At 69.0% G+C, this 16,734-nt stretch carries 17 protein-coding genes; 10 read left to right on the top strand and 7 right to left on the bottom strand.

Translation table 11 applies throughout. The features are described from left to right. Window positions 1–9 precede the first annotated feature (9 nt). Window positions 10–732, top strand: coding sequence for a peptidylprolyl isomerase (locus tag NY1_RS16100; RefSeq protein ID WP_067713234.1), 723 nt, complete (start codon window positions 10–12; stop codon window positions 730–732). A 24-nt stretch (window positions 733–756) separates the two neighbouring features. Here the strand turns inward: NY1_RS16100 and NY1_RS16095 are convergent, their stop codons facing one another. The 4 genes from NY1_RS16095 to NY1_RS16080 form a co-directional block, all read right to left on the bottom strand. Further along, a complete protein-coding gene (locus NY1_RS16095; RefSeq protein WP_067713231.1) occupies window positions 757–1,629 on the bottom strand; it encodes an LLM class flavin-dependent oxidoreductase in 873 nt (290 codons plus the stop codon). Beyond that, window positions 1,626–2,051, bottom strand: a complete 426-nt coding sequence (locus NY1_RS16090; protein ID WP_067713229.1) for a nuclear transport factor 2 family protein — start codon at window positions 2,049–2,051, stop codon at window positions 1,626–1,628. The genes NY1_RS16095 and NY1_RS16090 overlap by 4 nt, the downstream gene beginning before the upstream one ends. A 44-nt stretch (window positions 2,052–2,095) precedes the next feature. Then, complete coding sequence (locus NY1_RS16085; RefSeq protein WP_067713226.1) at window positions 2,096–3,334, bottom strand: serine hydrolase domain-containing protein; 1,239 nt, start codon at window positions 3,332–3,334, stop codon at window positions 2,096–2,098. A 175-nt stretch (window positions 3,335–3,509) separates the two neighbouring features. Next, window positions 3,510–4,163, bottom strand: coding sequence for an MspA family porin (locus NY1_RS16080; RefSeq protein WP_067713223.1), 654 nt, complete (start codon window positions 4,161–4,163; stop codon window positions 3,510–3,512). A 448-nt stretch (window positions 4,164–4,611) separates the two neighbouring features. On the opposite strand from NY1_RS16080, the gene NY1_RS16075 reads away from it, so the two are divergent. From NY1_RS16075 to NY1_RS16060, 4 genes are read left to right on the top strand one after another with little or no spacing between them, the layout of a single operon-like run. Further along, a complete protein-coding gene (locus NY1_RS16075) occupies window positions 4,612–5,592 on the top strand; it encodes an NAD-dependent epimerase/dehydratase family protein (RefSeq protein ID WP_067713220.1) in 981 nt (326 codons plus the stop codon). Next, on the top strand, window positions 5,589–7,406 hold the full coding sequence (locus NY1_RS16070) for a glycosyltransferase family 2 protein (protein WP_218028363.1): 1,818 nt from the start codon (window positions 5,589–5,591) through the stop codon (window positions 7,404–7,406). Before NY1_RS16075 ends, NY1_RS16070 begins: the two co-directional genes overlap by 4 nt. Further along, window positions 7,403–8,431 carry a UDP-glucose 4-epimerase GalE gene (galE, locus tag NY1_RS16065; protein ID WP_067713218.1) on the top strand — a complete coding sequence of 343 codons (1,029 nt, stop codon included), beginning with the start codon at window positions 7,403–7,405 and terminating at the stop codon, window positions 8,429–8,431. Before NY1_RS16070 ends, galE begins: the two co-directional genes overlap by 4 nt. Window positions 8,432–8,452: 21 nt before the next feature. Continuing rightward, a complete protein-coding gene (locus NY1_RS16060; RefSeq protein WP_067713216.1) occupies window positions 8,453–9,778 on the top strand; it encodes a UDP-glucose dehydrogenase family protein in 1,326 nt (441 codons plus the stop codon). 6 nt (window positions 9,779–9,784) lie between these two features. Here the strand turns inward: NY1_RS16060 and NY1_RS16055 are convergent, their stop codons facing one another. After that, window positions 9,785–11,188: a right-handed parallel beta-helix repeat-containing protein gene (locus tag NY1_RS16055; protein ID WP_067713214.1), complete on the bottom strand. Its 1,404-nt coding sequence runs from the start codon at window positions 11,186–11,188 to the stop codon at window positions 9,785–9,787. Between the two features lie 157 nt (window positions 11,189–11,345). Between NY1_RS16055 and NY1_RS16050 the strand changes: the two genes are divergently transcribed. The 4 genes from NY1_RS16050 (at window position 11,346) to NY1_RS16035 (ending at window position 14,545) form a co-directional block, all read left to right on the top strand. Further along, window positions 11,346–11,996: a TetR/AcrR family transcriptional regulator gene (locus tag NY1_RS16050; RefSeq protein WP_067713213.1), complete on the top strand. Its 651-nt coding sequence runs from the start codon at window positions 11,346–11,348 to the stop codon at window positions 11,994–11,996. A gap of 62 nt (window positions 11,997–12,058) precedes the next feature. Beyond that, the gene (locus tag NY1_RS16045; RefSeq protein ID WP_067713211.1) at window positions 12,059–12,904 is read left to right on the top strand and encodes a helix-turn-helix transcriptional regulator; all 846 of its coding nucleotides are present in this window, start codon (window positions 12,059–12,061) and stop codon (window positions 12,902–12,904) included. A 78-nt stretch (window positions 12,905–12,982) separates the two neighbouring features. Further along, a complete protein-coding gene (locus NY1_RS16040) occupies window positions 12,983–13,747 on the top strand; it encodes a glucose 1-dehydrogenase (protein WP_067713208.1) in 765 nt (254 codons plus the stop codon). Between the two features lie 36 nt (window positions 13,748–13,783). Continuing rightward, window positions 13,784–14,545: a hypothetical protein gene (locus NY1_RS16035; RefSeq protein ID WP_157762267.1), complete on the top strand. Its 762-nt coding sequence runs from the start codon at window positions 13,784–13,786 to the stop codon at window positions 14,543–14,545. A gap of 13 nt (window positions 14,546–14,558) precedes the next feature. Here NY1_RS16035 and NY1_RS16030 read toward each other — a convergent pair whose 3' ends face one another. Together NY1_RS16030 and NY1_RS16025 are read right to left on the bottom strand one after the other, a co-directional pair. Continuing rightward, window positions 14,559–15,107: a YdeI/OmpD-associated family protein gene (locus NY1_RS16030; protein WP_067713207.1), complete on the bottom strand. Its 549-nt coding sequence runs from the start codon at window positions 15,105–15,107 to the stop codon at window positions 14,559–14,561. 38 nt (window positions 15,108–15,145) lie between these two features. Continuing rightward, on the bottom strand, window positions 15,146–15,688 hold the full coding sequence (locus NY1_RS16025) for a YaeQ family protein (protein WP_067713205.1): 543 nt from the start codon (window positions 15,686–15,688) through the stop codon (window positions 15,146–15,148). A 110-nt stretch (window positions 15,689–15,798) separates the two neighbouring features. Here NY1_RS16025 and NY1_RS16020 point away from each other — a divergent pair, with 110 nt between their 5' ends. Next, a complete protein-coding gene (locus NY1_RS16020; protein ID WP_169815359.1) occupies window positions 15,799–16,731 on the top strand; it encodes an endonuclease/exonuclease/phosphatase family protein in 933 nt (310 codons plus the stop codon). The last annotated feature ends 3 nt before the right edge of the window (window positions 16,732–16,734 follow it).

Genomic DNA, 16,734 nt, shown 5'->3' with positions numbered 1-16,734 from the left:
GGAGACAGTATGGCGCGGCGCGACTCGCAGCACGAGGGTGACCACACGGAGCAGCGAAGCGAATTGCGTAACAGCAAGCTTCGATGGGCCGGACTGGTGGTGGCCGGCGTGGCGATCGCGGTCCTGGTGAGCGGCCGCGCCGTCGCGGCCCCGGGTCTGGCGCCGCAGCGCGCGGCCGGCTGCTCGGCCGCGGGGGAGGTGCAGCCCAACGGCAAGCAGTGGCTGCTCGAGCCCGGTATGACGATCGACACCAATGCGAATTACCGTGCGGCGCTGGAGTCCAACTGCGGCACCATCTCCATCGACCTCGACGCGGCGCGGGCGCCCCGCACCGTGAACTCGTTCGTAATGCTGGCGGGCGAGCGGTATTTCGATCACACCCGCTGCCACCGCCTCACCACCGAGGGCATCTACGTCCTGCAGTGCGGCGACCCGACCGGCACCGGCACCGGCGGCCCCGGGTACAAGTTCGCCGACGAGAACCTGACCGGCGCAACGTATCCCGCCGGCACCGTCGCCATGGCCAACGCCGGCCCGAACACCAACGGCAGCCAGTTCTTCCTGGTGTACAAGGACTCCCAGCTCCCGCCCAACTACACCCCGTTCGGCAAGATCAGCGGCGGCCTGGACGTCGTGCGCAATATCGCCTCCGCGGGCGTCAAGGGCGGTGGCGGCGACGGCTCCCCGGCCGACGACATCGTTCTCGACGCGGTGACCACCGCCCAGAACTGACCGGGGCTGCGCCCGCGCGTGCGATCACGGCACGCGCGGGCGGACCTGTTCGGCGACGAACCGGACGAAACCCGCCGGGTCGGGTTCGTCGGCGGTGGGTTGCAGGATGACGCTGGTGGCCCCGGCTTCGCTCCAGCGGGCCACCACCTCGGCGATGGCTCCCGCATCGCCTGCCGCGCCGATGATTCCGGTGGTGTCGCGTTCGTTGGCGTTCAGTTCGGCGGTGACCCGCGCGGCGGCATCCGGGCCGGTGGCGGCCAGCAGATAGACCACGACCGGAATCGGCTGGGCCGCAGCTGTTTCCGCGCGCGCCGCCTGTACGATCCCGACCGCGTCGCGGACGCCCGCGAGCGTGGTCGAGCTGGTGAGGATCACCCCGTCGGCGGCGGCTCCGGCCAGTTCGAGGGTGCGCGGCCTGGTAGCGGCGGCGTAGACAGCCGGCGCGGCGGCGGGCGGCCAATCCAAGGCGACATCGTCGAGCTGGACGTAGCGGCCCTTCACGGTCAGCCGCTCACCGGCGAGCAATCCGCGCAGCGCGTCGAGGTATTCGCGCAGCAGGGTCAATGGCGACCCGGCGCGAGCGCCGACCTGCCCCATCCAATCCTGCACCCCGTGCCCCACACCCCAGACGCCCCGGCCCGGGAACATGCGCTCCAGTGTCGCGATCTCCATGGCGGTGATGGCCACGTTCCGCAACGGCACCGGCAGCACGCCGACGCCGATCCGCACCCGCTCGCTCCACGCGAGTGCGGCTGCGGCGGTGGAGATTCCGCCTTCGAGGAAACAGTCCTCCCACAACCAGAGTTCTTCGAGCCCGGCCGCGTCGGCCACGCGCACGGTCTCGCGCAGGCGTTCGGGCGGATTCTGCGGACGGAATACGGCACCCAGCGTCGTCATGGGTTCATGTCTACCGGAATTCGTTCGTAGCAGTCGTAATTGCGCTGAGCCAGGATCAATCCGTCCCGGAATTCCAGGAACGCCGCGATGTGCGCGCGCAGGGTGGCGCCGGCCGGAATGCCGCCGAGCGCGACGGCGGTGACGCCGGTCCACACCACTTCCAGGGCGACCTGATCACCCATGGCGACCGCGTTGCGCACCTGGAAACTCTGCTCGCGCAGCGTGCGGCGGCCCGCCTCGGCGGCCGCGCAGATCTCCTTCACGTTCCGGATATTGCCGTCGGGGAACAGGGCATTCGGATACTCGTGATGGGTGGCGTCGGGATGGAAGAAGGCGGCCAGCTCGTCGCCGGCGGCGAAGGCGGCAACCGCCTGGTGATAGCGGATCGCGGTCTCGATATCGGGATGCCGGGCTGCGGTCATGCCTCCACGGTAGTGGCGTTCGCACAGCCCGGCGGCCCGCCGGTTCAGGCCGCGCCCGCCGTGCGCCGTTCGGTCTCGGCCGCGGGTAGCCGGGCGGCCTGCACCGCTTGATACGCCAGCGCCACCATCAAGGTCATGTCGACGGCGCTCCAGCCCAGCGACATTCGATTGTGCACGAACCCGATCGACACCCCCGAATGCGGATCAGCCCAGCCCATCGACCCGAAAGCGCCCATGTGCCCGTACCCGCGCGGGGCCCTGGGGGAGGGGAAGCTGTGGTAGCCCAGGTGCCAGAACGGCACCACCAGACTGCGATCGAGCTGATAGGTGCGAATGCGCTCGAGCTCCCGCACCGTCCTTGCCGACAGATACAGCTTGCCGTCCACGATGCCGTCGCAGGCCAGCGCGCCGTACATCTTGGCCAGCGCGGGCGCGGTGCACACCGCATTGCCCGCGGGCAGCGCCGTATTCAGGATGGACGGCTGATCGCCCCGGAAGATGCCCTCCAGGCCCGGCAGATAGATCGAGGCCAGCGGTGTGCGCACCGCGCGCGGCAACCGCGGCACCAGGCCCGCCACCGGCGCCGGAATGCTGCGCTCCGCAAGGGTTTTCACCGATCCGACCAGATCCGCGGCCTGGGTGCGCGCCCCGGCCGGCGGCCGCCCCAGATGAATCCCGTCGATCCCCAGCGGCTCGGCCACCTCGGTCCGATACAGCTCCGCCATATCCTTACCGGTGATCGCCCGCGCCAGCCCCGCCATCAGCCATCCGATGGTGAGCGCGTGATAGATCGGCTTCCCCAGCAGGTGATCGGGTTTCGCCGCCGCCAGCCGCTCCTCCATCAGCCGATGATCGAGAATCTCGTCCGGCGTCGTACCGGGCAGCGCCGACAGCCCGGCCCGGTGACTGAGCAGCTGCGTCACCGTGATGCCCTGTTTCCCATTGGCCCCGAACTCCGGCCAGTACTCCGCCACCGGCGCGGCGTAGTCGAGCAGCCCGCGATCCGCGAGCCGATGCAGCACGGTGGCCGAGACACCCTTCGACGCCGAGTAGATCATCGCCCCCGTATCGGCGGTCCACGGCGTCCCGACCGCGTCGGCCGACCCGGCCCACACGTCCACCACAGGCTCCCCGTGCACGTACACCGCGAGGGCCCCGCCGTTTCCGCTCCGCCCGGCGAACAGGCGCGCGAAAGTCCGCACGGTGGAATCGAATCGAGGGTCGGCGTTGCCGCTCACCCCGGCGGGAAGCTCGCCCACGCTGGCGGCTGCGAATGCGTTCATCGATCCACGGTAACCGTGACGGTACGCCCCGGACAATAGGTGTCTGAGACAGATTTCCCGGCCGCTTCCTGGTTCGATGTACCACGAAGTGCTTATTGACTAGACCACCAATAACGGGCAGACTGTCAGCAATCGGCCAGCAACTTGACTCGCGGGGATGGTCGGAAGGAGGGCGCTACAGCCAGATCGGGTCGCCGTAGACGGTGGTCGAACTGTCGGCCGTCTCCGTCGACAGGGTCGCCGTCGCATAGGAGCGCAGGCTGACCTGCCCCATGCAGCCGTCGACCTTGATCTGCACCTGGTCCGCCGTGATGGACCCTTGCCGGCCGTTGAGCGCCTTGCCCGCGAACTTCACCGTATTGATGGTGCCGGGTTTGAGTGTCGTGGACACGTTCGGGTTCACCGATGCCGCGCCGCCGATCTCGGGCCCGGAGACGGTGAGCCCGGCATAGGGCCCGATGGACAGCCCGAGGCCGAGGGTGAGCCCGTTCGACACATCGACCTGACAGCCGATCTGATAGCCGATATCCAGTGCGCCCCAGTCGATCCGATCCGAACCCTCACCCGTGACCGCGGCGTCGGCGCGCAGCGAGACGAAACCCTCGCGGGTGAACGGGGTGGCGGCCAGATTGGGATAGCGGTCCAGGGTCTCGCCGACCTTGCTGACCGACAGCGACCAGCCGCTCGCGGTGGGGAGGGTCCGGGATTTGTCCGCGATGACATCCGCGGCGGCGGGACCGGCCGGAACGGTCAGCGCGACCAGGCCGGCGGCCCCCGCGACGGCGATCGGCAACCGGAAACGGGCCGCTGCTTTTCTTGGATTCGGCATTCTCTGCGATCTCTTCTCTCTGTCTTAATTGCGCGACTGAGTCAATTAGAAGTGCTCTTTGTTCGCATGGCAACTCCGTGAGAGTTTCGTGCCGGTGTCGCGCGTTCGCCGAATTCTCAATGCAGTGTCGCCGATCACAAGTGGCACTTTTCGGGACATGAACGCACAGTTAACAATCATGCCTTTGACGTGCAGATTAGGTCACGAAATGGTTGCTCGATCTCCCACTGAAATCTCTTATTGAATTAGGAACCAATAAGGTATGTGCGCCCCTTTGGTTTATTAGTTGCACAAGAGATGACAGGGTTACCGAAATCGGCTGAAGAATGTCGGTTCGGCCACAGGAGAGCGCTGCTGTGACGGTCACTGAATGTCGTTGTGAACCTTTATGGACATGTGTTCAATTACCTGGCGAATCATTTCTAGAATCCGAATTCGGAGGTTTTACATGCGGGTTCTCGTCACCGGCGGGGCCGGATTCCTGGGGTCGCATCTCGCCGACGCGCTGCTGACCCGCGGGGACACCGTGGTCGTCCTGGACGACATGTCGACCGGGCAGCCGGCCAATCTCGCCCCCGCCCGGCCGGGCCTCGAGGTGGTGCGCGCGGATGTGCGCCGCCCATTGCACCTGCCCGGCCCGTTCGACGCCGTCGCCCATCTCGCCAGTCCCGCTTCGCCGCCCGACTACCTCGGCCGGCCGGTGTTCACGCTCACCACCGGCGCGCTGGGCACCCAGCAGGTGCTGGAGTTCGCCGCCCGCAAGCACGCGCGCGTCGTATTGGCTTCCACCAGTGAGGTTTACGGCGATCCGGCCGTGCATCCGCAGCGCGAGGACTATTGGGGCAATGTGAATCCGATCGGCCCGCGCGCGGTGTACGACGAGGCCAAACGCTATGCCGAGGCACTCACCACCGCGTTCGGCGACAGCCGGGGCGTGGACACCGGCATCGTGCGGATCTTCAATACCTACGGTCCGCGCCTGCGCCCCAGCGACGGCCGGGTGGTGTCGACGTTCATCGCGCAGGCGCTGCACGGTCATCCGCTCACCGTCTACGGTGACGGCAACCAGACCCGAAGCCTCTGTTACGTGGACGATCTCGTGCGCGGCCTGCTCGCCATGCTCGACGCACGCGGCGAACGCGGTCCGGTCAATCTCGGCAATCCGGCCGAGATGACGGTGCTCGAACTCGCGGAACTGGTACTGGCGCTGACGGATTCGCGCTCGGAGCTGGTGTGGCGGCCGCTGCCCGCCGATGACCCGGTGCGCCGCCGCCCCGACATCTCCCGCGCCGCGGCCCGCCTGGGCTGGCGGCCGCGAGTTCCGGTGCGGGTGGGGCTCGAACGAACCATCGACTGGCAGCGCGGAACTCACCCGATTCCCGACCTCGCGGCGGCTGCCGTGCCGACGGGTGGCCGGGGGCCGCTGTGACGGACCGGATGCCCGCCGACGATCCCGCGCTGCGGGCCCACTTGCAACGGATCTCCGCCGGCCTCGTCGCCGAAATCGCCCCCTCCGGACCGGTTTTCGCGCAGACGCCGGGACGCCGGGTGCCGGACGGCAACCTCCTGGTGCCCGCGCTCGATCCCCGGTCCCGGTGGGCGGTCGCCGTCGGCACCGCGTGCTGGGCCGTCGCGGCGGCGGCGTTCCTGGCCTGGTGGTGGCAACCGCGGCATCGGCTGGGGCTGCCCGGTTTCGCGCTCACCACGGCACTGGTCACCTATGTGACGCTGCTGCCGGTCTATTTCCTGATCACCGCCAATCGGGTGCGCCGGGTGTCTCCGCACGTCGAAGTACCGCCGCTGCGGGTGGCGATGGTCGTCACCAAAGCCCCCTCGGAACCGTGGCCGGTGGTGCGGAAGACCCTGCGGGCCATGCTCGCCCAGCGCTATCCGCATCCCTTCGACGTCTGGCTGGCCGACGAGGACCCGCAGCCGGAGACCGTGGCCTGGGCGCGGCGGCACGGGGTGCGGATATCGACCCGGCGGGGGATCGCGGCCTATCAGCGGGCGGAGTGGCCGCGGCGGCGGCGCTGCAAGGAAGGCAATCTGGCCCGGTTCTACGACGATCCGGGCTATCGCGACTACGACGTGGTGAGCCAGCTCGACGCCGACCACGTGCCCGCGCCGGACTATCTACGGGAAATGGTGCGCCCCTTCGCCGACCCGGCGATCGGTTACGTCGCCGCGCCCAGCGTCTGCGATGCCAATGCGCCGGCCTCGTGGGCGGTGCGCGGCCGGCTCTTCCACGAGGCGACCTTCCACGGCTCCCATCAGCTCGGCCACAACGGCGGCCTGTCACCGGTCTGTATCGGCTCGCACTATGCGGTGCGCACCGCCGCGCTGCGCGAGATCGGCGGCGTGGGACCGGAACTGGCGGAGGACTTCTCGACCACCTACCTGCTCAACATCGCCGGCTGGTCCGGTGCGTTCGCGATCGACGCCGCCGCGAGCGGGGACGGCCCGCCCACCTTCGCCGCCATGCTGACCCAGGAATTCCAATGGTCGCGCAGCCTGACCATCGAACTGCTGGAGCTGGTGCCGCGCACCATCGGCGCCCTGCCCTGGCGATTGCGGCTGCGCTTCGGCTTCGCCCTGGCCTACTATCCGCTGCTGGTGCTCACCGCGATCGCCGGTGTGCTCATGGCCCCGCTGGCGGCCGTGACCGGGCTGCCGTGGGTGAATGTGAACTACGCGGTCTTCCTCGGTTTCGCTGCGGCACAGGGCATCTGCCTGCTGGGCGTCGTCGCGGTGCTGCGTCGCGCCCGGCTGCTCCGCCCGGTGGACGCGCCCCTGCTCAGCTGGGAACAGGCGCTCTACATCTTCACCAAATGGCCGTTCAACGCCTGGGGCGTGCTCACCGCGATCGTGCAGCGCGTCAGCCCCCGGGTCATCGACTTCAAGGTCACGCCGAAAGACGGTGCGGTGGAGGCGATGCCGCTGCGCCTGGCCGCGCCGTACCTGTCGTTCGCGATCGTGCTCGCCGGATCGGCCTATATCGGTATGCGGGTCCACGGCCCGCTCGGCTACATCGGCCTGTCGCTGTTCGGCGCGCTCACCTATCTCGCCGTCGGCACGAGCGTGGTGTTCCTGCACGCGGTCGAAGCGGCACGGCTCGCGGGTGCACGGCGCGCGGACTGCGCGCTGGTGCGGCGGCCGCTGCTGGTGATCGCGGCGACCGTGCCGCCGGTCGCGTTCGCGCTCGGCGCTTTCCCCGTCTTCGTCCTGAAGGAGCTCGCGCTATGACCCAGCGAACCGTCCTCGTCACTGGCGGCGGGGGTTTCATCGGCAGCCACACCGTCGTGGCCCTGCAGGAGCACGGTCATCGGGTGATCGTCGTCGACGACCATTCGACCAGCTCACCACTGGCGCTCGGCCGGATCGCGGTGGTGAGCGGTGTCGCACCGCTGCGGTATTCGATCGACCTCAACGATCACCCCGCCCTGGACCGCGTCTTCACCGCGCACCGCATCGACGCAGTCATCCATTTCGCGGCGCGCAAGGCCGTGGGGGAGTCGACCCGGATTCCCCTGGAGTACTTCCACGTCAACCTCGGCGGCACCACCACGCTGCTGCGCACCATGAACGCACACGGCGTCACCCGGCTGGTGTTCTCCTCCTCCTGCTCCATCTACGGCGACGGCGCGCCCGACGGCGCTGCCCTGGACGAATCCGCGCCGCCGGACCCGACCAACCCGTACGCGTGGAGCAAGTACGCGGGCGAGCAGATGATCGACCAATACTGCGGGCTGAGCCCGGATTTCCGGGCGATCAGCCTGCGCTATTTCAATCCGGTGGGCGCGCACCCCAGCGGTCTGCTCGGCGAGGATCCGCTGGGTGAGCCGCGCAACCTGATGCCGTACCTGATGCAGGTCGCCGCGGGCCGCCGACCCGAACTCACCGTGTACGGGCAGGACTATCCAACCGCCGACGGCACGGCCGTGCGCGACTACCTGCACGTCTGCGATGTGGCCGACGGGCATCTGGCCGCACTCGACCGGCTCGGCGACGCGCCCGGGCATCGGATCGTGAATCTCGGTACGGGCGTGGGCACTTCGGTGCTGGCGCTGCGCGGGGCCGCCGCCCGCATCACCGGTCACCCGATCCCGTACCGCGTGCGCCCGCGCCGCCCCGGCGATGTGGCCGCCCTGGTCGCCGACGCCGGCCGCGCCCATCGCGAACTGGGCTGGCGGCCCCGCCGCGACCTGGCCGACATGTGCCGTGACGCATGGAAATTCACCCGCATGAACCCGCACGGGTATGTGCGCTGAACCGCTAGTGAAGGAACACCGATGACCAGACTGACAGTGCTCGGCACCGGATACCTCGGCGCCACCCACGCCGCGTGCATGGCCGAACTCGGCCACGACGTCCTGGGCGTCGACATCGATGCCGGCAAGATCGCCAAACTCCAGGCGGGGCAGGCGCCGTTCTTCGAACCCGGACTCGATGAGGTGCTGCGCCGCAATATCGACGCCGGGCGGCTGCGCTTCTCCACCTCGTATCAGGAAGCGGCCGAATGGGGTCCGGCGCACTTCCTGTGCGTCGGCACCCCGCAGCGGCGCGGCGAGCACGCCGCCGACCTGCGCTACGTCGAAGCCGTCGTGGACGAACTGGCCCCGCACCTCACGGCGCCGGCGGTGATCTTCGGCAAATCCACGGTCCCGGTCGGCACCGCGGCCCGCCTCGGCGCCCGCGCCCGCGCGGTGTCCCCGGCCGGCGAGCGCGTCGAGGTCGCCTGGAATCCGGAATTCCTGCGCGAGGGTTTCGCCGTCGGCGACACGCTGCGCCCGGACCGGCTGGTGCTCGGGATCGACGACCGCCGTAGCGAACTCGCTGAGGGGCTCGCCCGGGAGATCTACGCCGCCGCGCTCGACGCGCAGACCCCGCTCATCGTCACCGGCCTGGCCACCGCGGAATTGGTGAAGGTGGCCGCCAATGCCTTTCTGGCGACCAAGATCTCCTTCATCAATGCGATGGCCGAGCTGTGCGAGGCGACCGGCGGCGATGTGACAGTGCTGGCCGACGCCATCGGCCACGACGCGCGAATCGGCCGCCGCTTCCTCGACGCCGGGCTCGGCTTCGGCGGCGGCTGCCTGCCCAAGGACATTCGCGCCTTCATGGCCCGCGCCGGTGAGCTGAACGCCCAGCAGGCGCTGACCTTCCTGCGCGAAGTCGACAATGTGAACATGCGGCGGCGCTCGCGCATGGTCGAACTGACCCGGCAGGAGTTCGACGACTCGCTCATCGGCGCCCGGCTGGCGGTGCTCGGCGCGGCCTTCAAACCCGACTCCGACGATGTCCGTGACTCGCCCGCGCTGAATGTCGCCGGTCAGCTGCAATTGCAGGGCGCCACGGTCACCGTCTACGACCCGCAGGCCATGGACAATGCGCGGGCGCTGTTCCCGACCCTCGACTACGCGACCGGGCTGACCGAGGCCTGCGCCGGGGCGGACGCGGTGCTGGTGCTCACCGAATGGCAGCAGTTCCGCGATCTCGATCCGGCGGAGCTGGCCGCGCACGTGCGCGGCACGCGAATCCTGGACGGCCGCAACTGTCTCGACGCCGATCGGTGGCGCGCCGCCGGCTGGACCTATCGCGGACTGGGCCGGTACTGACCCGGGTCAGCTCTGGCCGGTCGCCGAAAGCCATTGCGCCGCGGTGGTGAAACGGCGACCGGACCAATCGAAGATCGGACGCTGAGAATGGAAGGTGTTCCCCCACAGGCTTATACCGTCCGGCGTGAAGTTCTCCGCCAGCACCAAGGGCGCGCCGTCCCGTGCGGTGAACACATTGTCGTGCACCACCACCCCGCCCAGGGTGCCCGCGATCCGCAAGGCCGGCGGGATGCGCGCCACGGACCCGCCCACGGTCACCGTATTGCCGTGCAGTTCGGCATCGAACACCCCGGTCGCCGACGCCGGCCCGGACAGGCCGCCCAGCACCGTGATGCCGCCGTAGAAGTCGCCGCGATGGCCGTCGTCGACCGAGGCGTTGAACCGCACCACATTGCCGAAATTGGCCCGGTTCGCGGCATTGCTGAACAGCAGATAACCCGGGCCGTCGTTGCTGTAGGAAAGATTGTGCTGCAGTACGCAATACGAGGTGTTCTGATCCAGGTCGAATCCGCCGCCGTCGACGCCGCCGGTGCGATTGTGGTGGGAGACATTGTGTTCGATCACCACCCGGGTCGAATCGTAGGTCCAGATGCCGTACGGACCCTCCACCGCGCGTGACCCGGCCCCGTTGCCGTACGCCACCGAGCCGCTGACCCGGCCGCTGGACACGCTGCCCAGCACGATGCCGCTGCCGGTGTTCACCGTCGCCGCCGGATCCCCGGTATTGCCGAACGCGGCCACCTGCGAGACGGTGACGTCGGTATTGGCGTAGACCGGTGTGGCCGCGTCGAATTCGGGCCCGTAGGTAATCACGCCGGCGGCCGTATTGCCGCGCGCCGTCACCCGCCGCACCGTCACCGCGTGATACCCCGCGTCGTGACGGGTGGTGCCGATCGACACCCCGTTGCGGAAGCCGCTGACCTCGAGTTCCTCGATCACGATGCCGGACGGGCGGGTTCCGGGCCGGTCGGTGTACACCGTCACCCCGTCGGCCGCGCCGCCCGCGCCGACGATGGTCAGATCGCCGATGCGCACCCCGCCGGTGTCCTGCACCAGCACACCGGCCGCGGTGCCGCCGTCGATGGTGGCGCGTCCCGAACCGTACGAGCCGATCCACACCGGCCGCCGCTCGTCTCCGGCATCGGCCGCGCCGAGCCGCAGCGTCCCGGTGAACACGTCACCGCCGCGCAGCAGCACCCGCTCGCCCGGCGCGAGCGGCCGCCGGGCCGGTGCGTCCAGGGTCCGCCACGCGGTCGCGGGCGTCCGGCCATCGGCGGCGTCGTCACCGTCGGCGCTGAGGTAATAGGTGAGCCGAGGATCGACGCTCTGGTCCGGCGGGTCGAATCCCTGCAGTGTCACGATCGCCAGCACAGCAGCGGCGACAATCAACAGGCGCCGCAACTCGATCACTGTCCCATTACAGACTGGCTAATTTTCGGCAATGGGAGACACCGTAACCGCCGGTGCCGCCGCGCGGTAATCGCCGCCGTCGGCGCGGGTGCGCGAACCGATCCGCGCCTCGGTTGCTGATAGTGTGCTGACTGGCAAGCAGTCCCATAGGAGTTCGATGCCGAACGAATCCCGAGCCGGTGCGCAGCCCGCACGTCGCCGCCGCAAGCCGCCGCAGGAGCGGCGCACGGAGATCGTCGACACGGCCTGCCGCCTGATCGTCGCCAACGGCGTCCGCAACCTGACCCTGCGCGCGGTGGCCGACGAACTCGCCGTCACCCCCGGACTGATCAGCCACTATTTCCCGTCGGTGGACGATCTGGTCGTGGAAGCCTTCGCTGGCATCGTCGATCAGCAGGGCGAAGCCTCCTTCATCGACCGCGACGTCACCGACACCCCCACCGGGCAGCTGCGCCGCATGTTCGACTATCGCCGGCACGTGAAAGAGGTTCCGGCCCCGGTCTTCTGGATCGACGCCTGGTACGCCGCGCACACCTGGCCGCGCCTGCGCGACGAGGTCGTGCGCCAGATGGAGAAGACGCAGCTCATCATTACCGGCATCATCGAAGCCGGGATCGAGACCGGCGAGTTCACCGCCCCCGACCCGAAAGCGTCGGCCCTGCGCATTCTCGCGGCCATCGACGAGACCATCATCATCGCCGCGCTCGGCATCGAGGACCGCTTCCTGATCGCCGCCGACTTCGTCCTCGACACCACCGAACGCGAACTCGGCCTCGCCCCCGGAACGCTGCGGGTCACGCCCGAATAGCCGGGCCGCCATCGGGCGCGGCCGGAGCGGAAACGACCCCCACGGCACTGTTACCGTTGCTCATGACCAGCGACAGCCTGTCCCGCCGCCGGGAGGAGCTCAAGGATTTCCTGCGCACGCGCCGGGCGCGAATCACGCCGGAAGCGGCCGGAATTCCGGTGTCGGGGCGGCGCCGCACGCCCGGGCTGCGGCGCGAGGAAGTGGCGGTGCTGGCCGGGGTGGGCGTGTCCTGGTACACCTGGCTGGAGCAGGGGCGGGATATCACGGTCTCGGCGGAGGTGCTCGACGCGGTGGCGCGGGCGCTGCGGCTGACGGAGGCGGAGCGGGCGCACCTGTATGTGCTGGCGGGTATGAATCCGCCGGTGGTGGAGGGGCCGGCGCGCGCGGAGGTGACGCCGGAGATCCGGTCGCTCATCGACGGCTGGGGGCAGCGGCCCGCGGTGCTGCGGGATCGGTATTGGAATGTGCTGGCCTACAACGACATCGCGCGGTCGGTGTTCGGGTACGACAATTCGCCGCAGAACTGCCTGATCAACTTCTTCACCAATCCGCGCTATCGCGCCATGGACGCGGTGTGGTCGGCGGCCGCGCCCGCGGTGGTCGCCGCGTATCGCGCGGATTCCGGGCGGGTGCCCGATGACGCCGAATTCGGCAGGGTGACAGCGGATCTCGCGGCCGAATGCGCCGATTTCGCCGCGTTGTGGGCGCGGCACGAAGTCGGGGTGCCGGTCAGTGACGTGAACGCGCTGCGGCATCCGGAGGTGGGTGAATTGACCTTCGTGGCAACGACTCTCACCCTCGCCGATCATCCGGCCTGGCATCTGGTGCTGTATGCGCCGAAACCGGGGACTGGCACGGAGGCGCGACTGGAAGGGTTACGGCGCCTCCGTCTAGCCCCGCCGGCCTGACGGTGCTCAGGGTGGTGGTGCCACACCCACCATAAACACGCACTGTTTGCCGCCTCGGCGTCTCGGCAAGCTGAAGCCATGACGCACAACAGCACTCGATTCGACGGCAAGATCGCACTCGTCACCGGCGGCACCAGCGGGATGGGCCTGGCCACCGCGCACCGGTTGCGGGCGGAAGGCGCGACGGTGATCATCACCGGTCGTGACAAGACCCGCCTGGACGCGGCGGTGGATCAGCTGGGGGAGGGGACCGTCGGAATCGCCGGCGACGCTGCCGATCTCGACGACCTCGACAATCTGGTGAACGCGATCCGCGAGCGTTTCGGCCGCCTCGATGTCGTCTTCGCCAATGCCGGCATCGGCGCCTTCCAGCGCTTCGACACCGTGACCGCCGCCGAATTCGATCGGGTCGTGGACAGCAATTTCAAATCGGTGTTCTTCACCATCCAGCAGACCCTCCCGCTGCTGCCCGATGCGGCCGCCATCGTCATCAACGCCTCGTTCGCCCTGCACCGCGGCGTCCCGGCCGCCGCGCTCTACTCGGCCACCAAAGCCGCCGTGCACAACCTGACCCGCACGCTCGCGGCGGAATTGGCTCCCCGGCGGATTCGGGTGAACTCGGTCAGCCCCGGCTACACCGACACCCCGGCCTTCCGCGCCGAAACCACCGCGGCGGCCCAGGCCGCGATCGCCAACATCGTGCCCGCGGCCCGCATCGGCCGATCCGAGGACGTCGCCGCGGCGGTCGCGTTCCTCGCCTCCGCCGAAGCGTCCTATATCAACGGCTCGGACCTGCTCGTCGACGGCGGCCTGATCGCCGCGATCCCGGACGACATGCTCTGATCCGGTAGCGTCGCGATCGCGAGACGGGAGAGCGGTATGTCGATGCATCTGATCGAGGATCTGGTGGAGGGATCGATCCGGGTCCTGCACGCGGCCGCGCCCGCCCGCGACCGGGGCGTACGGGACCGGATCGCCGAGCTGTACCGCTTCCAGGGCGAATTCGATTGCTCGCTCACGTATTTCCGGGTGATGGACATCCTGGTGGAGCGCGGATTCAGCCACCGCCTGCCCCTGGACGCGCATCCGGAGTACGGGCACCGCCGCGATTTCTTCGATGGGCTGCGCGAATTCACCGCCCTCTCCGAGTTCGGCAACGCGGCCGGTGAGACGTCCGGCGAACACCCCGACGAAGCGTACGACGAAGACTCCGACGACGAGTACGACGAACAGTACGACGAATCGCGCTGGCTGGATGCGGGCTACGTCGAGCCACCCCACCTGTACTGCGATACCGGCACCGGCCTGTGGAAACAGCTCGTCGCGACCGGGAAACTGGTGGGCGAGCGCGCCGAACCCCTGCGGTCGGTCCCGCTGCCGGAGGTGGTGCTCGAGGTGGCGCGCGCCGCGGAGCGAGCCGGGGATATCGAGTTGATCGCCCTCTGGCATGCGCTGGGCTGGCACGCGCTGCTGCACCCGGCGACCTTCGACGACCCGCGCGATATTCCGGCCCTCAGCGAGATCCGGGACATCGCCCTGCGCTCGGGTGCGGCATCCTTCGACCTGCCGCCCGGGCTTCGCCCGACACCCGGCTTCTTCGCCGAGGACGAACTGGAACTCTGGTGGCTCGGCGAATCGTGAACGACCTTACGGTTCAGGATGTTTCGAGCGCCGCGAGCGCCTTGGCGAGCCGATTCGAGCGTGTTTTGTCAGTACGCGCGCGCAGCAACTCCAGCACGATCGCGTACTGCCCGGTGCGGTCCAGCGCCTCGAACGCCGCTCGCGCCCGCGGCTGCCCCGATAGCGCTGCTTCCAGGTCCGGCGGCACCGTGAACGTCCGCTGCGACGGATAGGCCGCCGCCCATCGCCCATCGGCTCGGGCCGCCGCCACTTCCGCCAGTCCCGGCGCGCGCATCCGCCCGGCCGCCGTCAATTCGGCGACCTTGTCCACATTCACCTGCGACCAGTGGCTGCGCGGGCGTCGCGGCACGTACTTCTGTAGATAGAACTGTTCGTCGAAGCCCTTGCGCTGGCCCGAGATCCAGCCCCAGCACAGACCGACATCGACGGCCTCGTCCTCGGTGAGCGACGGAATCCCCGAGCCTTTCTTGGCCATCAGAATCCAGACGCCTTCGGCCAGGCCATGATTGGACGCCAACCAGCTGTCGAAGGCCGCCGCATCGGCGAAAGGCACCGGATCCATGCCTAGAGCATCGCAGACCCCACCGACAAGCCGGCGGATCAAGCCAGCCGGTGTTCCTCCACCGCCGCGCTCACTCCGGTCCCGTTGACATCGAGGAACAGCTGCCGTTCGGTGATCGACAAGGTGACCGTATTACGGCGGTCGATGGCCGCCACCGCGGTGTCGATGAACTCGCGGTCGAAGCTGTACACCGGAATCGACTCCGCGCGATGGATCTTCTTCCCGGTCAAGGCCGCCACCACCTTCACCGGATCCCGATGCGTGTACACCGCCACCCGATCCGCCAGCTTGCTGCCCCGATGCACCCGATCCGAATCCGGCGCGCCCACCTCGATCCAGCCCGTGACCCGGCCGGTGAGATCCCGCACCAGCACGGCGGGTTCATCGGTCGAGGACACCCCGCCGTCGCTGAAGGTGATCCCTTCCTCGTATTCGAGGCAGTACGCCAGCAGCCGGGTGAGCATGAACTCGGCCGTCTCGGAGGGATGCCGCGCGACCCGCAGTTCCAGCTCCTCGTACACGCCGCGATCGACATCGGCGAGGTGGACGGTGAAGTGGTGCAGGGTTGCGGAGAGGGCCATAAGAGCAGGAGCCTAGAGCAACCGTTCGGGCCGCTCGCACCCGGAACATCCACAAGATCCTCACGATTCCGGCGTGAATTCGCCCCGATGGCCCCGCTACCGTGAGGCCGATGCGATGGAAGACGATGCGGTGGAAGCCGATTGCGGCCTGGCTGGCGGTCGTGCCCGGCACGGTCTGGGCCATGATCAGGATCGCCGGCCTGGACTCCTGGTACCCGATGGTCCAGCTGATCGCCTTCACCCCGTACGTGACCGTCCTCGCCCTGCTGCCGCTCGCGCTGACCCTGGTCCTGCGGCAGCGAATCGCCGCGGTGGCCGGTCTCGCCGCCGTGATCGCCCTGGCCGCGTGCGTGCTCCCGCGCTGGTTCGCCGACAGCGACCCGATCAATGGCGCGAAAGGCGCGGACCTGCGCGTCCTGTCCGCGAACGTCCTCGAGGGCACCGCCGATCCCGAGCAGCTGGCCGCCCTGGCCGCCGACGTGGATATCGTTGCGGTGCAAGAGCTCACCCCCGCCTTCGCGACCGCCTTCGCCAGGCATTTCCCGTACGCGGTGAGCTATCCGGCGGCGGGCGTCGGCGGTTCCGGCATCTTCTCCCGCCTCCCGATCCGCGACGCCGGCCTGCGCCACAACCCGTGGGGCTTCACCCAGGCCATCGCCGAACTACCCTCCGGCGTCCTGATCGAATCGGTCCACCCCGCCGCCCCGTGGGGCCGCGAAGCCGTCGAACCCTGGCGCGAAAGCTACCGCCGCCAGCCCGCCGCCACCCCGGACGGCGCCCCGCGCATCCTCCTCGGCGACTTCAACGCCACCCTCGACCACTCCACCCTCCGCACCCTGCTCGACTCCGGTTACCGCGACGCCGCCAGCGTGCTCGGCAAGGGTTTCACCGGCACCTGGGGCCCCTACGACGGCGACCCGATCCCGGCGGTCACCCTCGATCACGTTCTGGCCGACCGCCGCATCGGCATCCGCGACCTCCGCGTCCTGGACCTGCCCACCTCCGACCATCGCCCGGTCCTGGCCACCCTCGTCCTCCCCTAACAC

The organism is Nocardia yamanashiensis NBRC 100130 (assembly GCF_001613325.1).
GTDB classification, from domain to species: domain Bacteria; phylum Actinomycetota; class Actinomycetes; order Mycobacteriales; family Mycobacteriaceae; genus Nocardia; species Nocardia yamanashiensis.
The sequence above is the reverse complement of the archived record's forward strand: the minus strand, read 5'-3'. Positions and strand labels throughout refer to the sequence as shown.

Bases quoted from the DNA above. Each gene is read 5' to 3' on its own strand.
- NY1_RS16100 (WP_067713234.1), top strand. From the start codon at position 10: ATGGCGCGGCGCGACTCGCAGCACGAGGGTGACCACACGGAGCAGCGA.
- NY1_RS16095 (WP_067713231.1), bottom strand. From the start codon at position 1,629: ATGACGACGCTGGGTGCCGTATTCCGTCCGCAGAATCCGCCCGAACGC.
- NY1_RS16090 (WP_067713229.1), bottom strand. From the start codon at position 2,051: ATGACCGCAGCCCGGCATCCCGATATCGAGACCGCGATCCGCTATCAC.
- NY1_RS16085 (WP_067713226.1), bottom strand. From the start codon at position 3,334: ATGAACGCATTCGCAGCCGCCAGCGTGGGCGAGCTTCCCGCCGGGGTG.
- NY1_RS16080 (WP_067713223.1), bottom strand. From the start codon at position 4,163: ATGCCGAATCCAAGAAAAGCAGCGGCCCGTTTCCGGTTGCCGATCGCC.
- NY1_RS16075 (WP_067713220.1), top strand. From the start codon at position 4,612: ATGCGGGTTCTCGTCACCGGCGGGGCCGGATTCCTGGGGTCGCATCTC.
- galE (WP_067713218.1), top strand. From the start codon at position 7,403: ATGACCCAGCGAACCGTCCTCGTCACTGGCGGCGGGGGTTTCATCGGC.
- NY1_RS16060 (WP_067713216.1), top strand. From the start codon at position 8,453: ATGACCAGACTGACAGTGCTCGGCACCGGATACCTCGGCGCCACCCAC.
- NY1_RS16050 (WP_067713213.1), top strand. From the start codon at position 11,346: ATGCCGAACGAATCCCGAGCCGGTGCGCAGCCCGCACGTCGCCGCCGC.
- NY1_RS16045 (WP_067713211.1), top strand. From the start codon at position 12,059: ATGACCAGCGACAGCCTGTCCCGCCGCCGGGAGGAGCTCAAGGATTTC.
- NY1_RS16040 (WP_067713208.1), top strand. From the start codon at position 12,983: ATGACGCACAACAGCACTCGATTCGACGGCAAGATCGCACTCGTCACC.
- NY1_RS16035 (WP_157762267.1), top strand. From the start codon at position 13,784: ATGTCGATGCATCTGATCGAGGATCTGGTGGAGGGATCGATCCGGGTC.
- NY1_RS16030 (WP_067713207.1), bottom strand. From the start codon at position 15,107: ATGGATCCGGTGCCTTTCGCCGATGCGGCGGCCTTCGACAGCTGGTTG.
- NY1_RS16025 (WP_067713205.1), bottom strand. From the start codon at position 15,688: ATGGCCCTCTCCGCAACCCTGCACCACTTCACCGTCCACCTCGCCGAT.
- NY1_RS16020 (WP_169815359.1), top strand. From the start codon at position 15,799: ATGCGATGGAAGACGATGCGGTGGAAGCCGATTGCGGCCTGGCTGGCG.